At 68.4% G+C, this 18,182-nt stretch carries 21 protein-coding genes and 1 riboswitch; of the genes, 11 read left to right on the plus strand and 10 right to left on the minus strand.

Annotated elements, in window-relative coordinates; genetic code table 11:
- The first annotated feature begins 54 nt into the window (after window positions 1-54).
- From ACFV2O_RS04705 to ACFV2O_RS04715, 3 genes are all read left to right on the plus strand, one after another.
- Entirely contained in the window at window positions 55-645 is a 591-nt protein-coding gene (locus tag ACFV2O_RS04705) for an anthrone oxygenase family protein (protein WP_364436058.1), read from the plus strand.
- 87 nt (window positions 646-732) lie between these two features.
- Entirely contained in the window at window positions 733-1,674 is a 942-nt protein-coding gene (locus ACFV2O_RS04710) for an esterase/lipase family protein (RefSeq protein WP_379250250.1), read from the plus strand.
- A gap of 290 nt (window positions 1,675-1,964) precedes the next feature.
- The gene (locus tag ACFV2O_RS04715) at window positions 1,965-4,520 is read left to right on the plus strand and encodes an ATP-dependent Clp protease ATP-binding subunit (protein WP_379250252.1); all 2,556 of its coding nucleotides are present in this window, start codon (window positions 1,965-1,967) and stop codon (window positions 4,518-4,520) included.
- 73 nt (window positions 4,521-4,593) lie between these two features.
- Here the strand turns inward: ACFV2O_RS04715 and ACFV2O_RS04720 are convergent, their stop codons facing one another.
- The 4 genes from ACFV2O_RS04720 to ACFV2O_RS04735 form a co-directional block, all read right to left on the minus strand.
- Complete coding sequence (locus ACFV2O_RS04720) at window positions 4,594-5,400, minus strand: LLM class flavin-dependent oxidoreductase (protein ID WP_379250254.1); 807 nt, start codon at window positions 5,398-5,400, stop codon at window positions 4,594-4,596.
- Window positions 5,401-5,432: 32 nt separating this feature from the next.
- A complete protein-coding gene (locus tag ACFV2O_RS04725) occupies window positions 5,433-5,696 on the minus strand; it encodes a hypothetical protein (protein ID WP_379250256.1) in 264 nt (87 codons plus the stop codon).
- A 473-nt stretch (window positions 5,697-6,169) separates the two neighbouring features.
- Entirely contained in the window at window positions 6,170-6,874 is a 705-nt protein-coding gene (locus ACFV2O_RS04730; RefSeq protein ID WP_379250258.1) for a response regulator, read from the minus strand.
- Window positions 6,875-6,906: 32 nt separating this feature from the next.
- Complete coding sequence (locus tag ACFV2O_RS04735) at window positions 6,907-8,463, minus strand: histidine kinase (RefSeq protein ID WP_379250260.1); 1,557 nt, start codon at window positions 8,461-8,463, stop codon at window positions 6,907-6,909.
- A gap of 228 nt (window positions 8,464-8,691) precedes the next feature.
- Here ACFV2O_RS04735 and ACFV2O_RS04740 point away from each other — a divergent pair, with 228 nt between their 5' ends.
- Both ACFV2O_RS04740 and ACFV2O_RS04745 read left to right on the plus strand, forming a co-directional pair.
- Window positions 8,692-9,594 carry an ABC transporter ATP-binding protein gene (locus tag ACFV2O_RS04740; protein WP_379250262.1) on the plus strand — a complete coding sequence of 301 codons (903 nt, stop codon included), beginning with the start codon at window positions 8,692-8,694 and terminating at the stop codon, window positions 9,592-9,594.
- Between the two features lie 5 nt (window positions 9,595-9,599).
- Entirely contained in the window at window positions 9,600-10,454 is an 855-nt protein-coding gene (locus ACFV2O_RS04745; protein WP_379250264.1) for an ABC transporter permease, read from the plus strand.
- A gap of 57 nt (window positions 10,455-10,511) precedes the next feature.
- Here ACFV2O_RS04745 and ACFV2O_RS04750 read toward each other — a convergent pair whose 3' ends face one another.
- The gene (locus ACFV2O_RS04750; RefSeq protein WP_379250265.1) at window positions 10,512-11,123 is read right to left on the minus strand and encodes a TetR/AcrR family transcriptional regulator; all 612 of its coding nucleotides are present in this window, start codon (window positions 11,121-11,123) and stop codon (window positions 10,512-10,514) included.
- A gap of 109 nt (window positions 11,124-11,232) precedes the next feature.
- On the opposite strand from ACFV2O_RS04750, the gene ACFV2O_RS04755 reads away from it, so the two are divergent.
- The 3 genes from ACFV2O_RS04755 to ACFV2O_RS04765 all read left to right on the plus strand — a co-directional run bounded on the left by ACFV2O_RS04755 (window position 11,233) and on the right by ACFV2O_RS04765 (window position 12,801).
- On the plus strand, window positions 11,233-11,880 hold the full coding sequence (locus ACFV2O_RS04755) for an FMN-dependent NADH-azoreductase (RefSeq protein WP_379250267.1): 648 nt from the start codon (window positions 11,233-11,235) through the stop codon (window positions 11,878-11,880).
- Window position 11,881: 1 nt separating this feature from the next.
- Window positions 11,882-12,202, plus strand: a complete 321-nt coding sequence (locus tag ACFV2O_RS04760; RefSeq protein ID WP_355081674.1) for a multidrug efflux SMR transporter — start codon at window positions 11,882-11,884, stop codon at window positions 12,200-12,202.
- Between the two features lie 158 nt (window positions 12,203-12,360).
- Complete coding sequence (locus tag ACFV2O_RS04765; RefSeq protein WP_355076714.1) at window positions 12,361-12,801, plus strand: OsmC family peroxiredoxin; 441 nt, start codon at window positions 12,361-12,363, stop codon at window positions 12,799-12,801.
- Window positions 12,802-12,862: 61 nt separating this feature from the next.
- Here ACFV2O_RS04765 and ACFV2O_RS04770 read toward each other — a convergent pair whose 3' ends face one another.
- The 4 genes from ACFV2O_RS04770 to mhuD form a co-directional block, all read right to left on the minus strand.
- Window positions 12,863-13,345: a hypothetical protein gene (locus tag ACFV2O_RS04770; RefSeq protein ID WP_379250269.1), complete on the minus strand. Its 483-nt coding sequence runs from the start codon at window positions 13,343-13,345 to the stop codon at window positions 12,863-12,865.
- Window positions 13,346-13,380: 35 nt separating this feature from the next.
- Entirely contained in the window at window positions 13,381-14,187 is an 807-nt protein-coding gene (locus tag ACFV2O_RS04775) for a CbtA family protein (RefSeq protein ID WP_379250271.1), read from the minus strand.
- Window positions 14,178-14,372 carry a CbtB-domain containing protein gene (locus tag ACFV2O_RS04780; RefSeq protein ID WP_379250273.1) on the minus strand — a complete coding sequence of 65 codons (195 nt, stop codon included), beginning with the start codon at window positions 14,370-14,372 and terminating at the stop codon, window positions 14,178-14,180. The genes ACFV2O_RS04775 and ACFV2O_RS04780 overlap by 10 nt, the downstream gene beginning before the upstream one ends.
- A gap of 29 nt (window positions 14,373-14,401) precedes the next feature.
- Window positions 14,402-14,554, minus strand: a riboswitch (cobalamin riboswitch).
- Window positions 14,555-14,634: 80 nt separating this feature from the next.
- Window positions 14,635-14,949: a mycobilin-forming heme oxygenase MhuD gene (mhuD, locus tag ACFV2O_RS04785; RefSeq protein WP_355076719.1), complete on the minus strand. Its 315-nt coding sequence runs from the start codon at window positions 14,947-14,949 to the stop codon at window positions 14,635-14,637.
- Window positions 14,950-15,007: 58 nt separating this feature from the next.
- Between mhuD and ACFV2O_RS04790 the strand changes: the two genes are divergently transcribed.
- Window positions 15,008-15,754 (plus strand): alpha/beta fold hydrolase, encoded by a 747-nt coding sequence (locus ACFV2O_RS04790; protein WP_379250275.1) that lies wholly within the window; start codon window positions 15,008-15,010, stop codon window positions 15,752-15,754.
- Window positions 15,755-15,775: 21 nt separating this feature from the next.
- Here ACFV2O_RS04790 and ACFV2O_RS04795 read toward each other — a convergent pair whose 3' ends face one another.
- Entirely contained in the window at window positions 15,776-16,696 is a 921-nt protein-coding gene (locus ACFV2O_RS04795) for an A/G-specific adenine glycosylase (RefSeq protein WP_355076722.1), read from the minus strand.
- An 88-nt stretch (window positions 16,697-16,784) separates the two neighbouring features.
- Between ACFV2O_RS04795 and ACFV2O_RS04800 the strand changes: the two genes are divergently transcribed.
- Both ACFV2O_RS04800 and ACFV2O_RS04805 read left to right on the plus strand, forming a co-directional pair.
- Window positions 16,785-17,408 (plus strand): carbonic anhydrase, encoded by a 624-nt coding sequence (locus ACFV2O_RS04800; protein WP_355076724.1) that lies wholly within the window; start codon window positions 16,785-16,787, stop codon window positions 17,406-17,408.
- 124 nt (window positions 17,409-17,532) lie between these two features.
- Entirely contained in the window at window positions 17,533-18,180 is a 648-nt protein-coding gene (locus ACFV2O_RS04805) for a hypothetical protein (RefSeq protein WP_379250278.1), read from the plus strand.
- Window positions 18,181-18,182 lie beyond the last annotated feature (2 nt).

Here is an 18,182-nt window from a genome sequence, read left to right on the forward strand (position 1 = left end):
GAGACGAGCGACCGGGGCGATGGCTCCGGCCGGTTTCCGAAGCAGGAGGAAGTCATGACCGCCACACGTCTCGCCGCACTGGTGCTCGCCACACTGGCTACGGGCCTGGTCGCGGGCCTTTTCTACGCGTACGCCAATTCGGTGATGCCCGCGCTGGCCCGCACCGACGATCGCGCGATGATCGACGCGATGCAGAAGATCAACGTGGTGATCATCAATCCCTGGTTCATGATCGGCTTCCTCGGCACGGTGGGGTTCACCATCCTGGCCGCGGCGCTGCATCTGGGACGTGAGCACCGGAGCACGCTGATCTGGATCGGCCTGGCTCTGGTGCTCAACGTGATCGCCTTCGCCGTGACCTCCGGGCTGAATGTTCCGCTCAACGACCAACTGGCCGCCGCCGGCGACCCGGCGTCGATCGCCGACCCGGCGGCGGTGCGCGCCGATTTCGAATCCGCCTGGGTGCGTTGGAACATCGTGCGTGGCGTCTTCCACACGCTGGCCTTCCTGGTGCTGTGCGGTGCGCTGTTCGTCGCGGGAATCCAGCAGGGGAAGGCATCCGCCGCGGCGGCGCCGGGCCGGATCGCCGCAGGCGAGTACGCGGCGCCGTACCCGTCCGGCGCGTCGGCCTTCGGTCAGAGCTAGTTTCCGCAACGACCCGCCGGAATCTGCGCCGTCTGGGCCACTCCGTGCGGTAGCTTCCCCGAAGACGATCCGGACCGGGAGGCTATCGTGCGGCGTGTCCCAGGCTTTTCGTTGTTCATCGTTCTGCTCGCCGCGGTGTGCGCCACCGCGGGCGCTGCGCACGCGCAGGAGCGATATCCGGTCGAGTTCAACTTCTTCGCGGGCATTCCCGCCGAACTGTCCAATCCGGGTGGTTCGCTGCCCGGCACCAACGACTGGTCGTGCCGGCCGAACTCCGAGCACCCGAACCCCGTGGTCCTCGTCCACGGCACGGGCGGTGGCGCACAGACGAATTGGGGCGTGTACGCGCCGCTGCTGGCCAACGAGGGCTACTGCGTGTACTCGGCCACGTTCGGCGCTTACGACCTGCCGTGGCCCGCGTCGGCCATCGGGGGCATGCTCCCGATCGAGCAGAGCGCGGCCCAGCTCGCCGCCTTCGTAGACCGGGTGCGCGCCGCGACCGGTGCGCACAAGGTCGACCTCATCGGCCATTCCCAGGGCAACTTCATCGGCAACTACTTCGTCAAACGGCTCGCGGGCGCGGGCAAGGTGGACAAGATGGTCGGTCTGGCCCCGCCGTGGCAAGGCTCGAACGCGTACGGCATGGCGGACCTGAACGCGTTCGGCACACGCCTCGGCCTCGGTCCGCTGTTCGACGCCGTGGCCGGATCGCCGTGCAATGCCTGCAGGCAGGTGTTGCAAGGGTCGGAGTTCGTTCGCGAACTCAACGCGGACGGCGTCTACCACCCCGACGTGACCTACACCAATATCGCGACCCAGCTGGACGAACTGGTGGTGCCGTATACCTCCGGCCTGGTCACCGGCCCCCATGTGACCAACATCGTGGTTCAGGACGGCTGCGCGACGGACTACTCTGGGCATACGGGCATAGCGGGCAGCAAGAGGGCCGCGACCTACGTGCTCAACGCGCTCGATCCCGCTCATCAACGCCCGGTGCCCTGCGGTTTCGTCGACCCGTACACGGGGTAGGCAGCCGAGGTCGTACGTGTGCGGCGCAGATCCGGTCGGCGGACGGTTTGTTCGCTGAGGGCAAAACCCGGCCGGAAACGAATCCCGCGACGCCCACGTTATGAGTGAATGACCGTGCTGTCGCCGGTCGGCAATAGGGTGGACCGGCGGCGGTGGCATCCCCCGCCAACTAGAGTGGAGGCGGGGGCCGCAACCCCCGGGCTTCATGGCAGGCTGACGCCCACGGTTGTTGTACACAGCACACTGCGGCGTCTGTTGCCAGAATGTCGGAGCAGGAGAGTGAGGGAGCGATGTTCGAGAGGTTCACCGACCGCGCGAGGCGTGTCGTTGTCCTGGCCCAGGAAGAGGCCCGGATGCTCAACCACAACTACATCGGCACCGAGCACATCCTGCTGGGGCTGATTCACGAGGGTGAGGGCGTCGCGGCCAAGTCGCTGGAGTCGCTCGGCATTTCGCTGGAAGGCGTGCGTAGCCAGGTGGAGGAGATCATCGGCCAGGGCCAGCAGGCCCCGTCCGGTCATATCCCGTTCACCCCGCGCGCCAAGAAGGTGCTGGAGCTGAGCCTTCGCGAAGCGCTGCAGCTCGGCCACAACTACATCGGCACCGAGCACATCCTGCTCGGCCTCATCCGTGAGGGCGAGGGCGTGGCGGCGCAGGTGCTGGTGAAGCTGGGCGCCGATCTCAACCGTGTGCGCCAGCAGGTCATCCAGTTGCTGTCGGGATATCAGGGCAAGGAGCCGGTCGAATCCGGTTCGCGCGGCGAGGCGGGCACACCGTCGACCTCGCTCGTGCTCGACCAGTTCGGTCGCAACCTGACCCAGGCCGCGCTCGAGGGCAAGCTCGATCCGGTCATCGGCCGCTCGAAAGAGATCGAGCGGGTCATGCAGGTGCTCAGCCGCCGTACCAAGAACAACCCGGTGCTGATCGGCGAGCCCGGCGTCGGCAAGACCGCTGTCGTCGAAGGGCTCGCGCAGGCCATCGTCAACGGCGAGGTCCCCGAGACGCTGAAGGACAAGCAGCTCTACACCCTCGACCTGGGCTCCCTGGTCGCGGGCAGCCGCTACCGCGGTGACTTCGAAGAGCGCCTGAAGAAGGTGCTCAAGGAGATCAACACCCGCGGCGACATCATCCTGTTCATCGACGAGCTGCACACGCTGGTCGGTGCGGGCGCCGCCGAGGGCGCCATCGACGCGGCCTCGATCCTGAAGCCGAAGCTGGCCCGCGGCGAGCTGCAGACCATCGGCGCGACCACCCTCGACGAGTACCGCAAGTACATCGAGAAGGACGCCGCCCTGGAGCGCCGGTTCCAGCCGGTGCAGGTGGGTGAGCCGACCGTCGAGCACACCATCAACATCCTCAAGGGTCTGCGCGACCGCTACGAGGCGCACCACCGGGTCTCCATCACCGACGGCGCGTTGGTGGCCGCCGCCACCCTGGCCGACCGCTACATCAACGACCGGTTCCTGCCGGACAAGGCGATCGACCTGATCGACGAGGCGGGCGCGCGGATGCGCATCCGTCGCATGACCGCTCCGCCGGACCTGCGCGAGTTCGACGACAAGATCGCCGAGGCGCGCCGGGAGAAGGAGTCCGCGATCGACGCGCAGGACTTCGAGAAGGCCGCGCGGCTGCGCGACAAGGAGAAGCAGCTCGTCGCCAAGCGGGCAGAGCGGGAGAAGCAGTGGCGTTCGGGTGATCTGGACGTCGTGGCCGAGGTCGACGATGAGCAGATCGCCGAGGTGCTGGCGAACTGGACCGGTATTCCGGTGTTCAAGCTCACCGAGGAGGAGACCACCCGTCTGCTCCGTATGGAAGACGAGCTGCACAAGCGGATCATCGGCCAGGAGGACGCGGTCAAGGCCGTCTCCAAGGCCATCCGCCGCACTCGTGCCGGCCTGAAGGATCCGAAGCGTCCGTCCGGCTCGTTCATCTTCGCCGGCCCGTCCGGCGTCGGTAAGACCGAGCTGTCCAAGGCGCTGGCGAACTTCCTGTTCGGCGACGACGACGCGCTCATCCAGATCGACATGGGCGAGTTCCACGACCGCTTCACCGCTTCGCGGCTGTTCGGTGCCCCTCCGGGCTACGTCGGCTACGAAGAGGGCGGCCAGCTCACCGAGAAGGTGCGCCGCAAGCCGTTCTCGGTCGTGCTGTTCGACGAGATCGAGAAGGCCCACCAGGAGATCTACAACACCCTGTTGCAGGTCCTGGAGGATGGCCGCCTGACCGATGGCCAGGGCCGTACCGTGGACTTCAAGAACACGGTGCTGATCTTCACCTCGAACCTCGGCACCTCGGACATCTCGAAGGCCGTCGGTCTCGGCTTCACCCAGTCGAACAACGAGGGCTCGAACTACGAGCGGATGAAGCTCAAGGTCAACGACGAGCTGAAGAAGCACTTCCGGCCGGAGTTCCTCAACCGCATCGACGATGTGATCGTCTTCCACCAGCTCACCAACGAGCAGATCGTCGAGATGGTGGACCTGATGATCGGCCGCGTCGCCACGCAGCTGAAGAACAAGGACATGGCGATCGAGCTCACCCCGAACGCCAAGAACCTGCTGGCGAAGCGTGGCTTCGATCCCGTGCTCGGTGCCCGGCCGCTGCGCCGCACCATCCAGCGCGAGATCGAGGACCAGCTGTCGGAGAAGATCCTCTTCGGCGAGATCGGGCCGGGCCAGACCATCCAGGTCGACGTCGAGGGCTGGGACGGCGAGGGCTCCGGCGAAGACGCGAAGTTCACCTTCACCGGTAAGGCGAAGCTGACCAAGGCCGCGAGCGAGGAGAAGCCCGAAGTCGTGCTGACGGGCGCGACGGAAGGCTCCACCGAGGCCGCCTCGGGCGAGTAAGCCGCAACCGAAAAGCCCGTGCCCACCTGTGGGCACGGGCTTTTTCGTATTCGGTGTCGCTCGCTGCGCCGGGTCAGGAATCGTGGTCGGCGAAGTAGGCGAGGATCGGTGCGAAGTCAGCGGCGAGTTCAGCGGGCACGATCACCTCGTCGATGCCGTACTTTTCCCGGCGTCGCTCGAGGATTTCGGCGGCGGCGGACGGTTCCGCGGGAATCATGCCCGCTGCGCCCGCGTCCGCGAGGGCGGCGGCGGTCAGGCCGAGCTTCGTCGCGGTCCAGATCGGTAGCCGCTGCCCGATGCCGACCACCTGATGGGTGAAGCGCAGGGTGCGGTCGGTACCGTCCCGCGCGGTGCGGACCAGCTCGGCCAGCTCCGACTCGGTGGCCCCGGGTGCCGCGGCCAGCAGGATGCGGTCGGCGAATTCCGCCGCGGTCGCCAGCATTCTGGGTCCGTTGGCGGCGACCACGACCGGTGGGGTGGGGTTCACTCCAGCCCGCACGGCGGCGATGGTGGCGACCAGCTGCGCGCGCCGTTGCGCGGGCGAACCCCAGGACGTGCCGAGCCACTGTGCTTCGGCGGCGGCGTCCGGGCGTCCCGAGCCGATTCCGAGTTCGAAACGTCCGTCCGACAGCAGCTGCAATGCCGCGGTCTCCCTGACCGTGGCGGCCGCTGTGCGCAGCGGTGCGGCGAGTACGTTCGGGCGCAGCCGAATGGTGGTGGTGACGGCGGCCGCCGCGGCGAGGGCCGGAAACGGCGAGGGGGTGAACCGGGTGTCCGGCAACAGGATGGTCCGGTAGCCCTGCTGTTCGACGGCGGCTGCCTCGCGCGCCCAGTCCGCTCCCGAACGCGGAGTGAGAACGATGCCGAAGGTCATGCTCATGGTGGGATCTCCCGATCGTGAAGGCAGGCCGGTCAGCGCTTGCGTCGCGGTTCGCTCAGGACGGCGAGCCTGCTGCGGTACTGCTCCTCGGTGATCTCGCCACGGGCGAACGCGATGCGCAGCGCGCCGATACCGCTCACACCTCCGATGAACCGCCTCCGGGCGAAGACCAGCACTGTGACGACGGTCAGCCAGAACAACAGCGGGAAAATCCAGAAGAACGGCCAGGGGTGCCATCCGCCGTCGTAGTGGTCGGCCAGAAAACTCACGGCCTCGGGTCGAGTGAAAATATTCATGACGAAAGACTGCGCCGAAGGGCATGCCGGGGGCATCGGTCGCGCGTCGGCACTCGGAATACGCCTGGATACGTACGCCCAGAGCCCGAAGGCTCTGCCCGCGGTGATTTACCAGTTATTTGCTAATCGGCAGCAGGCTGGACAATTAGTGTTCGCTGAGAAATTGCTATCGGCTGATACCGGGAGAAGTCGGACCGTGTCGCCCTGCGCTGGCGCGCCGCGCGAGGAGGAAGAATCTCCGGCTGGGCTGCGGCTGCGCCTGGTCCTGGCCGTAGTCGCGCCGAAGAACACGCAAGAAGGGGCGGGACGTTCATTCTGCCGGATGGTCCTACCGCGAATCACGGAATTCGGCGCGGGTTTGCTCACTGACTGGTCGCCGTCCTGCGTCTTTATTCGGAGGATGGGTGCCTGGGTCGCTTGGTTCCCATGGCAGTGCTGCGAAGCAGTCCGGCTCCTGGGCAACGATCGGCGGCTCACTGCCAGCCTGGGCGGACGAGTCCGGATTCGTAGGCCATGACCACCAGTTGGGTGCGGTCTCTGGCGTGCAGTTTGGTGAGAATGCGGCTGACATGGGTACGGGCGGTCGCCGGGCTCATGTAGAGCCGTTCGCCGATCTCGGCGTTGGTGAGACCCTCGGCGACCAGCGTCATCACCTCGCGTTCGCGGTCGGTGAGTTCGGCGAGCGTGGCCGTCGGCGGCGTTTTCGCGCGTGTGGAGAATTCCGCGATCAGTGTGCGGGTCACGCCGGGGGACAGCAGCGCGTCGCCGGCGGCGACCACCCGGACGGCGCGAACCAGATCGGCCGGTTCGGTGTGCTTCACCAGGAACCCGGTCGCGCCGGAGCGCATCGCCTCGAAGACGTACTCGTCGAGTTCGAAAGTGGTCAGCACGACCACGCGCACCGCGGCCAGCAGGGGGTCCTCGGCGATCACGCGGGTGGCGGCCAAGCCGTCCAGGACGGGCATGCGGACGTCCATCAGCACCACGTCGGGACGCAGATCGCGGGTCATGCGCACGGCCTGCTCCCCGTTGTCCGCCTCGCCGACCACTTCGATGCCGTCCTGGGCATCCAGCAACGCCACGAACCCGCCACGCACCAACGCCTGGTCGTCGGCCACCAGCACCCGGATGCCGCCGGATGGAGCGTGGGCTGGAACCGAATCGTGGTGGTCGTGCATCGGATCTCCTCTGCCGTCGGCCGGCGATCCCGTCAGCGCTGCGCGCGACCGGCCGAGGTGCTCGGTCGTTCGGCCGTATCAGCGGGTCGGTCCGGTGTGGCACGCGACTCGCTCTCGCTCGGGCCGGTCGTGCTCGATGTGGCCTTGCCGGCAGTCTTCGATCCCGCGGCGCTCGATTCGGGTGCGTCTGATGTCGTGCCGCTCTGTTCGGTTTTCGTCGCAGCCGCGACGCCGCGTCTCGGCGTACTCGTCGTCGCGGTGTCCTGATCCGGTGCTTGCGCTGCCGCGTTTTTCCGGCTCGCTGCTGCCGCCCCGGCGCCTCGCACTCCCGGTGACGCCGTGGCCGCGTCGGGTCCGGGTGTTCGCGTGGGCAGCCGGGCGGCGACGCGGAACCCGCCGCTGGGGCGGGGGCCCGCGGTGAGGGCGCCGCCGAGGGCGTGCGTGCGCTCGCGCATGCCGATGATGCCGTTGCCGCCGCCGTTGCCGGAGCGCGACGGGGCACTGGTCGGGCGGCTGTTGTCGACGGTGATGTCGACCGAGTCCGGGGTGTAGCGCACGGTCACCGTTGCGTCGGCGCCGGGTGCGTGCCGGAGCACGTTGGTCAGCGACTCCTGGATGATTCGCGCCGCTGCCACGTCGATGACGCTGGGCAATTGCTGCGGGGTGCCGAGCACTCGCGTGGTGACGGTCAGTCCGGTGCTGCGCGGGCGCTGCAACAGGTCGTCCAAATCGCCGATGCTCGGCGCGGGGGTACGCGGGGCGGGTGGCGGCTCGGCCTCGGTCGTGCGGCCGGTCTCCTCGGCGTTCGCCTCGGCTGTGGGTGATTGCTCGCTGGGCGTCGCGGGTGCGCTTCCGGACCGAATCGTGTGCAGGAGCGCGTGCACCTCGGCGAGGGCGTCGCGACTGGCGTTCTTGATCGCCGTGAGCGCCGTCTCGGCCTGCTCCGGGCGCTTGTCGAGCAGTTCCAGCGCCACCGAGGACTGCACGTTGATCATCGACAGACTGTGCGCCAGCACGTCGTGCAGCTCGCGGGCGATGGCGAGCCGCTCTTCGCTGGCCCGCCGCTCACGCTGCGCTTCCTCGTCCCGGCGCGCGGCCTCGGCGCGCTGCCCGCGCGCGACGAGCACGGCCTTGCGCTGCCGGATGCCCTCGGCCACCAGCAGCAGCACGGCCAGCCACGCCATCAGCGCGAACACCTGCCACAGGTTGGCGGGGCGGTCGAGCAGTGCGGGCAGCGGCCAGACCAGCGCCAGGTACCCGAGCGGGACGAGCGGATAAGTCCACCATCGTGATCCGCTGCTCGCGGCGGTCAAGAAGGCGACGACCAACGAGACGAAGATCGGACCGTATCCGTAGCCGCGCAGGAAGTACGCCAGGCACACGGCGAGCACGACGATCAGCACGGGCAGTGGCTGCGCGCGCCGCCGGATCAGCGCCACCGGGCCGGCGAGCAACAGGAGGTAACCGAGCGCGTCGAGGGAGTGCACTCCGGTCTGCCGCATGTTCGCGAAAGTGCCTCCGACCAACTGAACCGCGGCGACGACGAGCGCGACGCCCCAATCCCAGCCGACCGAACTCCGATCTGTCATCCCTGCCACCCGCACCCACGTAGCCTATGCGGCTCGGTCGTGATTCGACGTCCGCCTGGAAACGTATTTCGCGGAAATTGCACCGATTCGGGTGTTCGCAGACCATGGAAGCGGCTGCGCACCAGCTGATCCGACACGGCCACGGATCGATCCGTCGTTCCAGCTACGTATGCGGATCGTCGCCCGGCGACGGATGTCCGCAGGGGGTCGGCGGCGGATTCTCGGTGCATGGCAGATTCGATCGTGGTCACCCGAGGGCTGACCAAACGCTACGGGGAGCACACCGCTGTCGACGACGTGAGCATGAGCGTCACGTACGGCGAGATCTATGGCTTCCTCGGCCCGAACGGTGCGGGCAAGACCACCACCCTGCGGATGCTGGCCGGGCTGATCCGTCCGAGCGAGGGTACGGCCACCGTCGCGGGGCATCGGCCCGGCGATCCAGCGGTGGTGCGCCGGATCGGCGTGCTCATCGAGGGTCCCGGGTTCTATCCCTACCTTTCCGGCCGGGACAACCTGCGCGTGCTCGCCGAATATCGCGGGCTCGGGCGCCCGGAGGTGGAGGACGCGCTCGAGCGAGTCGGGCTGGCGGGCCGCGCCGAGGACAAGTACCGGACCTACTCGCTGGGTATGAAACAGCGCCTCGGCGTGGGCGCGGCATTGCTGGGCAACCCCGACCTGCTCATCCTGGACGAGCCGACCAACGGCCTCGACCCCGCCGGTATGGCCGAGATGCGGGAGTTGATCACCGCTTTGGCCGCCGAGGGACGCACGGTGCTGCTGTCGAGTCACATGCTCAGCGAAGTCCAGGCGATCTGCGACCGGGTCGGCGTGATCTCGCAGGGCAGGCTGCGCACCGAGGCGACGGTCGCGCAGTTGCGCGGCAACTCGTCGCTGGTGGTGCGGGCCGAGCCGGTGAAGGTGGCCCTGCCCGCGGTGCGCGGGCTGGTGGGTGGACGTTCGGCGCTGTTGACCGCGAGCGGCATCCGGATCGAGTCGGACACCGTCACCGCGCCCGCCGTGGCGCGTGCGGTCGTGGCGGCGGGCGCGGATCTACTGGAGCTGCGGGTCGAGGAGAAGTCCTTGGAAGAAGTGTTCTTCGAGATGACGCGACGGGAGGCAGTGCGATGAACGGCATGGCGATCCGGGACCTGATCGCGAGCACGAATGCCGAAATGCTGCGGCTGCGAAAGTGGCCGGCATTCTGGATCGTTCTCGGAACCTGGATTCTGCTGAACCTCACGTTCGCGTATCTGTTCAACTATCTGGCCTACACCTCCGGGGAATCGAGCCGGATGTCCAACGGGCTGCCGCGCGAGGCATTGCTGCGACAGCTGCTGCCCGCGGCGGTTCCCGAAGTATTCACCCAAGGCATGGCCATGTTCGGCGGCGCGCTGATGCTCATCCTCGGCGCGCTGACCGTGGGTAGCGGATACGGCTGGGGAACCTGGAAAACCATTTACACCCAAGGGCCTTCGCGCGTGCAAGCGGTCGCCGCGGTGGTGGTGAGTCTCGCGACCGTGGTGGTGGCGCTGGTGTGTGCGGCATTCGTCGTCGACATCGCGGTCGCCGCGCTGATCGCGGCGTCCCAGTCGCAGGCGCTCACCATGCCCGCACTGGATCGGTCGCTGCTCGGAATTTCCACCGGCGTGGCCATTCTCGGTATGTGGACGTTGGCGGGGGCGCTGATCGGCGCGATCGCCCGTGGGCCCGCGCTCGCGGTGGGGCTCGGCCTGGTCTGGGTGCTGGTGGTGGAGAACCTGTTGCGCGGCGTGGCCGGGATCTTCGCGCCGATCCAGGTGGTGACCGATCATCTGCCCGGCACGGCGGCCGGGTCGCTGGCCGGAGCGATGCGCACCGTTGACGGTCCCGCCACGCCCGGTGTGCTGCAGATTCTTTCGCGGACGGAATCGCTGGTCGTGCTGGCCGTCTATTCGGTGCTGTTCGCGGTCGGCACGATTCGGCTGATGCGCAGACGCGATCTGGTGTGAGCGACGAGGGGTATCGAAACCGGTGGTTGTCCACCGCCGGTTTCGTCTTTCGTGGAATCACCCTGGACCGAGAACGGTTTCGGCGATCATTCGCAACGCGTGGGCGATCTGTCCGGAGGTCAAGCCGCGCTCACGTTGTTGCCGGTAGACCTCCGCTGCCAGCGGCGCGAGCAGCGGGTCGACCAATGCGTCCGGTTCGTGCAGGCCCGCCGCGACCAGCAGTCCTCGTACATGCGCGTACCAGAAGCCGTAAGCACCGGTCGTGAAGCGTGCGCCGCCGATCTCGGCGCCCAGCACCAGATGCGCGTGTGTGTCGAGCAATTCGACCATCGCGGCGTAGAACGCGGCCAGCCGCTGTGCGGGGGGAGCTCCGGGGCCGAGCGGCGGAGGACCGGAAAGCAGTTTCTCTTGCAACGCTCGTTCGTGTTCGTCCAGCAGGGCCACCGCCACCGAGTTGGTGTCCGGATAACGCCGGTAGAGGGTGCCTCGGCCGACGCAGGCGGCCTTCGCGATGTCGTCCATCGTCACCGTGCGGGGATCTCGGGCGGCGAACAACTCCGCGGCGGCGGCGAGCACTTTGGCCCGGTTGCGTGCGGCGTCCGCGCGTTCCGGCGGGGTCGCCGACCGGCCCGGCCCGTGACCGGCGAGCAGGTCGGATCGGGGTTCCATGCCCGTGACTGTAGCCGATCCGGCAATAAGTGGACAATCTGTCCACATTCACCGTATCGTCGATCCCGGAAGAAATCGGACGCTATGTCCACTTAATCGGAGGTCGGTCATGAGAACCTTGTTGCATCTGGATGCCAGCGCCCGGCGACGGTCGATCAGCCGGGAATTGAGCGCCGCCTTCGCGGACGCGTGGCGCGCACGGCACCCGGACGGCGGCTACCACTACCGTGACCTCGCGGCCGAGCCGGTGCCGTTCATCGGGGAGGGGTGGACTCAGCTGTGTGACGCTGTGCTCACCCTGCCGAACACGGATGTCGAACGTATCGGTGAATTGGTGCGCACTCCCGAACATGCCGCCGCGTGGGAGATCGTCGAGCCACTGCTTGCCGAGTTGCTTGCAGCGGATGTGATCCTGATCGGCACCCCGATGTACAACTACTCGATTCCGGCTTCGCTCAAGGCCTGGCTGGACCAGGTGACATTTCCGCGAATGTCGCTCGGCCACCGAAAGTTCGTCGTGACCAGCGCACGCGGCGGCGCCTACTCGCCCGGTGCGCCGAAAGCGGCCTACGACTATCAAGAGCGCTTCCTGCGCGACTTCTTCGCGGGCCATTTCGCGGTTTCCGACACCGTTTTCGTGCACGCGGAGCTAGCCAATTCCCGCCAGGACCCAGCGCTGGCACACCTGCGTGCCGAGCACGACACGTCCTACGCCCGCGCTCTGGCCGCCGCGCGCGCTCTGGCCGGGGAGCACTGACGTGAACTGGGTAGTCCTCGCCGCCGCCGGAGTGGTGGAGATCGTCTGGTCGCAGAGCATCAAACCGACCGAGAACTTCACCAGGCTCGTCCCGACCCTGATCTGCTTCGTTCTCGGCGTCACCGCCGTGTATCTGCTGTCGCGCGCCATGCAGACGTTGCCGGTGGGCACCGCCTACGCCGTGTTCACCGGCATCGGCGCGCTCGGCGCGATCACCCTCGGCATCGTCGTCCACAAGGACCCGCTCGGTGCGGGGCGCTTGCTGGCCCTGGCGTTGATCCTCGGCGGCATCGTGCTGGCGAGGATCACGAATCCGGAGTAGAACTCCGCGCGGATTCGTTTGGCGCGCCGCTGCTTTACCGCGCGGCGCGCGTGCCCGGAGCGTCGGGCGAACCCGATCGGCGAACAGGTGGGCCGGGACGAATCGGCCGGGGTAGGTTCGTGCTGAATCGTGAAACGATCATCGGCGAAAGGACCGTGATGCCCACACGTACCGCGCGTACCGCCTGGACCGGCACCCTGCAGGAGGGTTCGGGGCAGGTCGAACTGGCCAGTTCGGGGGTCGGTAAGTACGACGTGTCGTTCCCCAAGCGCTCCGCCGAGGAGGCCGACGGCACCACCAGCCCGGAGGAACTGATCGCGGCCGCGCACTCCTCGTGCTACGCGATGGCGCTGTCGGCGCAGATCGGCAACGCGGGCGGCACCCCGGACAGCCTGGACGTCACCGCCGACGTGACCCTCGGCCCCGATCCGGCGGGCGGCTTTCGGATCACCGGGATCAAGCTGACCGTTCGCGGTCGCGTCTCCGGCATCGACGCCGACGCCTTCCAGGCCGCCGCCGAGGCCGCCAAGGCGGGCTGTCCCGTCAGCAAGGCCCTCGCCGGCGTCGACCACATCACCCTCGACGCCGCCCTCGCGTAGTCCGCGCAGGTTTCGTGCCCCGCACTGTGACAGGTGCGGGGCACGAAACCGTTGGGGGCAGTCAGCGTTTGCGGAAGTAGCGCCGGGCGTGGCGGGTGTAGAGAGCCGGGATGGCGATCAGCACGGCTGTCACGTGCACGGTGCGGAACGTCGCGAGCAGCAAGGACGCGGGTGCGGCGTCCCGGACCAGATCGCGCAATTGGTTCGCCGACATAGCCGCGGCCAGCGGCTCGATGATCAGGGACAGCAGGCCGAACACGCCGATGCCGACGGTGATCAGCAGGCGTGCCCAGCGGTCGCCGTAGGTCATGCGCACCGCGACGGCCAGCACCAGAAGGTAGAGCGCCGCGCGGAACCCCAACCCCGTCGCGAGGCTCGCCGGGTCGGCAGTCGAGAAGGCGCGGACGGCTCGCGTGATCGCCTCGGCGCCACCCGCGACCAACGCGACGACCAGCGCGACGAACGCGACGCGGACGGCGCGCGGCGGTCCACCCGGGTGGACACGCGGCGAAGCGGGCCAGACGGAAAAGGCAGTGCCGGTCATGGGACCGACACTGCCTGAAGGTTTCCGGACGCGAATCACTCCCCGGTAGCGGCGGCTACCGGTACCCGGGTATCGGTCCGCGTCGCGAACTCGGTGAGCGCCGCGAAACCGAGAGCAAGGCAGGCCCACAGGGTCGCGGTCTCGGCCAGCGACGCCACCCGGAACTGCCACAGCAGGGTGGCCGGGAAATCCGCGCTCACCTCGTTCACGCCGGGCAGCAGGACATAGCCGAGGGTGGTGACCAGTACGAACGCGGCGACGCCACCGATCAGCCGGAAAGTGTGCAGTTGCGCGCGCAGCGCGGTGAACGCCGCCACCGCCGCACCGACCGCCACGATGCCGAGCACGACGGCCGCCACCCACAGCAGGGTGCGTTCGTTGATGGTGTCCGGGTCGCCCACCGCCGGTGGGTTGGCCGGGTACTTGAAGAAAGGCACCGCGACGATCGCGGCCCAACCGGCCACACCGAGCGTCAGCGCGAGCCGCGGCCCGGACAGCGTGGTGTGGCGCCGCGCGAAATGCGCGACCGAGGCGTAGATGGCGCCGAGAGCGAGACCGGCCAACCCCAGGGCGAGAAACTGTCCGAACTTCTGGCCGCCGCGGCTCACCAGCGGTTCTTCCTCGTCACCGTGGGAATGCCCGCCAGGAGATTCGGCGTGCTCGCCGTGAGAGTGCCCGTCAGGGGCTCCGGCGTGTTCGCTGTGCGCTTCCTCAATGGCGATGGCCGCTTCCACCTTGGGTTCGCCGACGAAATAACCGACTGTGGCGGCCAGCAGCCCGGCGATCAGACCGGCCAGCAGGCCGCGCAACAGCAGTGTTCGGAGTGAACCGATCAGTGGCACGGAAGCCCCAGCAGGTGGCGTCCGTCGTGCATCAGCTCATGCAGATACATCCCGCTGCGCGAGATGACGCCCTGGTCGAAACCGACCAGGTACAGCGTGAGCAGTGCGAGAAGAACGACACCGACCGTGACGAGCACGGTGGCCAGGGAACCGGTTGCCCGGCTGGGTGAATGCGCGATGGCCATTCGAGTCCTCCTTGGGATACGCGTCCCGTAGGGTGGTGGCGCGACGGTGCCGGTGTCTGGCTTTCCGGCACCGGACTCGGTGCGTGGAACACAGTGGCGCGACCGCTCCGGAATCGCACCGGAATTACCGCGTCACCCTCGCGTTTGTCCTTCGAACTGTGACACCCGCACACCCTCGGCGTCAACCGGGTCCGGCACGGGCGTACCACGGCGTCGGGCGAGTCGCCGGGCAGGCGGGCCTGCCCGGCGGTGAGCCCCGGACTCAGTCGGCGGGCTTCGCGTCCACGTCGAGCACGACCTCGAACTCGAGCAGCGAAGCACCCGTCGATACCGGCTTCTGGCGCTCGCCCGCGTGCGCCTCGCGCGCAGGTCCGTCCCGCCAGGCCGCGAAGGACTCTTCCGAATCCCATTGGGTGACCACGAAATACCGCTTCTCTCCGGCCACCGGGCGCAGCAGCTGGAAGCCGAGGAAGCCGGGGGAGTTCTCGACCGCGTGCGCACGGTGGGCGAACCGCTTCTCCAGCTCGGGGCCCGCGCCCTCGGGAACCTCGATCGCGTTGATCTTCACAACAGCCATGTGTCCAAGCTAGCGGCTGATGCCGAGCAGATGCTCGGTGCCTCGTATTGTCGAACCGATGTTGCACGACGAAGGCGGAGCAGGCGCGCCGATCCTGCTGTTGCACGGCCTGATGGGCAGCGCGCGCACCTGGCGCGATCAGCTGGACTGGCTGCGCGAGCACGGCCACGTCTACACCTTCGACGCCGCCGGGCACGGCAGGCCCGCACCCGAGGAACTGACGACCGAGGCCTTCATCGCGGACCTCGCCGCGGGCACCGCCGCGATCGCGGAACCGATGGTGGTGATCGGGCATTCGATGGGTGCGCTGCACGGCTGGGTGTTCGCGGCGACTCACCCCGACCGGGTGCGGGCGCTGGTGATCGAGGACATCGCGCCGGATTTCACCGGCCGCACCGCGACGCACTGGGCGGCGATGATCGAGGCCTGGCCGCAGCCGTTCCCTGACGACGAAGCCGTGCTGTCCTTCTTCGGGCCGGTCGCCGGGCGATATTTCCTGAACTCTTTCGAACGCGGGCCGGAGGGATACCGGCTGCACGGGCCGGTCGCCACTTTCCGCGATATCTCCGAGGAGTGGGGGACGCGGGATTTCTGGCAGCACTGGCATGCGGTGCGGGTGCCCGCCCTGCTGCTGGAGGGCGAGCACAGCATCACACCGCCGGGGCAGATGTGGCAGATGGCCGCCGCCCATCCGGGCGCCGACTATGTCTTGGTGCCCGGTGCGGGACACCTCGTGCACGACGACCAACCGGAGCGCTACCGAGCGGAGGTCGAGCGCTTCCTGCGGCGGGTCCTGGGCAGCTAGGGCAGGAACCCGTCTCGACGTTCAGCTGTCGGCCCCGGGAGTCCCGCCCTCGCCCGCCAGTGCGAACAACCCGCCGGGCGTTTGTTCGATCAGTCCGTCCACCAGCAGCGAGTCCAACGCGCGGTCGCGCTGGCCCGGGTCGCGAGTCCAGGCCAGATCCAGGCGCACCCGCTCCACCGGACCGCTCGCGGCGCGCAGCACGTCCAACAGCCGACCGCGCGCTTGGCGATCGGTGCCCTCGTACTTCTGCGTGCGGCGGACCACTTCGCTCACCGGCCGCCCGGCGGTGACCCACGCGCAGCTCGGCAGCGGGCAGCGCGAGCAATCGGGGGTGCGGGCGGTGCACACGGTCGCACCCAGTTCCATGAGGGCGGCGGAGAACACCGCGGCGCGATCGATCCGCAGCGGCAGCAGCGCCTCGGTCTCGGGGAGATCGCGCGACGACGGGTTGCCCGCTTCCGCGCGCCCGTGCACCGCCCTGGCAACCACCCGGCGGACGTTCGTGTCCACCACCGGAACGCGTTGTCCGTAGGCGAAACAGGCGACGGCGCGCGCGGTGTACGCGCCGATGCCCGGTAGCCCGAGCAGTACCTCCACGTCGGCGGGCACCTCGTCGCCGTGCTCGCTCGCCAGCACCCTCGCGCACTCGTGCAGCCGCAGCGCACGGCGCGGGTACCCGAGCTTGCCCCAGGCACGCAGCACTTCCGCCTGCGACGAGGCGGCCATCGCCGAAGGGACCGGCCAGCGCGCCACCCATTCCCGCCAGATCGGCTCGACCCGGACCACGGGCGTTTGCTGAAGCATGATCTCGCTCATCAGGATCTGCCACGCCGTGACGCCGGGGCGGCGCCACGGCAGATCCCGGGCGGTCTCCTGGTACCAGTCCAGCAACGTGTCGGCGTCGATGCCGTTCGGTGCGCCGTTCCGCACTGTCCTCACCATCCCCGTACTACTGCCGCCAGACGGTATTTGCCCGCCTGTAACCGGCCGAACTCGCTGGTAACCGTAACTGTCCTGCACAATGGTCGGTATGCCGGATTCCAACCCGATCAGTGCCTGGAAGTCCCTGCGCGAAGGCAACGAGCGCTTCGTCAGCGGTGCGCTGCTGCATCCTAGCCAGGGTGCCGCAGACCGGGCCAAACTCGTCAGCGGCCAGCACCCGCACGCGATCCTGTTCGGTTGCGGTGACTCCAGGGTCGCCGCCGAATTGATCTTCGACCAGGGCCTCGGCGACATGTTCGTGGTGCGTACCGCGGGCCATGTGGTCGACAGCTCGGTGCTCGGCTCGATCGAGTACGGGGTGCAGGTGCTCAACGTGCCGCTCATCGTAGTGCTCGGGCACGACAGCTGCGGAGCCGTGAAGGCCACCATCGACGCGCTCGACGGCGGCGAGGTGCCCGGCGGATTCATCCGCAGCGTGGTCGAGCGGGTCGCGCCGTCCATCCTGGTCGGACGGCGCGAAGGCCTGTCCACCGTCGACGAGATGGAGGCCAGGCACGTGGTGGAGACCAGCCGCCTGCTCATGCAGCGGTCGATGATCATCTCGCAGCGGGTCGCGACCGGTGAGTGCGCCATCGCCTGCGTGACCTACAAGCTGGCCGAGGGCAAAGTGCAGCTGCACCGGGTTGTCGGCAACATCGGCGAGGTGGTCTGAGGCTGCCGCGCGCCCGCCATCGGCCCAGCGTGCCGGCGGAATGTACTCGTCGCCCTCGGGTGCGGGCGGCCGACACGCCGTGCCCCTGAGACGATGCGCCCGATGGTGCCCTTACCGTTGAGGCGTGCTGGAACCGAATGGACCGCTGCCACCGGAGATCTACTGGCGTCGACGCGTGTTCGCCATCGGGATCCTGGTGGTGGCCCTGGCGCTGGTGATCTGGGTCGTGCTCGCGGTCGCGCGTGGCGGCGACTCGCCCGGTGACACCGCGGCCGCCGGGACCAGCTCGGTCGTGACCAAGTCCGCCGACGCGGCGGCCAAGCCGTCGGGCGAGTCCGGCGCGCCGAAGTCCTCCGCGGCGGCCACCAGCGTCGCGGCAGGCCCGTGCCCGGACCAATCGCTGGCGATCAAGGTGACCGTCGAGCAGCCCACCTACAAGACGGGCGAGCAGCCGGTGTTCGGGATCGTCATCACCAACATCTCGGCGGTGGCCTGCACCCGCGATATGGGTTCCGGCCTGCAACAGGTGTCGGTGCACACGCTAGACGGCCAGCGGCGCCTGTGGTCGAGCACCGACTGCTACCCGGACGGCCAGCCCGACGTCCGCACGATGAGCCGCGGCGAGCAGGCCGCGTTCACGGTGACCTGGTCGGGCACCACATCCCAGCCCAACTGCGCGGGCGAACGCGTCCAAGTCCCACCGGGTGCGTACAGCGTTGTCGCGCAATTGGGTTCGGTACGCAGCATGGCCGAGCCGTTCAACATCGCGTGAGA

It is taken from the genome of Nocardia sp. NPDC059691 (assembly GCF_042733915.1).
Taxonomy (GTDB): domain Bacteria; phylum Actinomycetota; class Actinomycetes; order Mycobacteriales; family Mycobacteriaceae; genus Nocardia; species Nocardia sichangensis.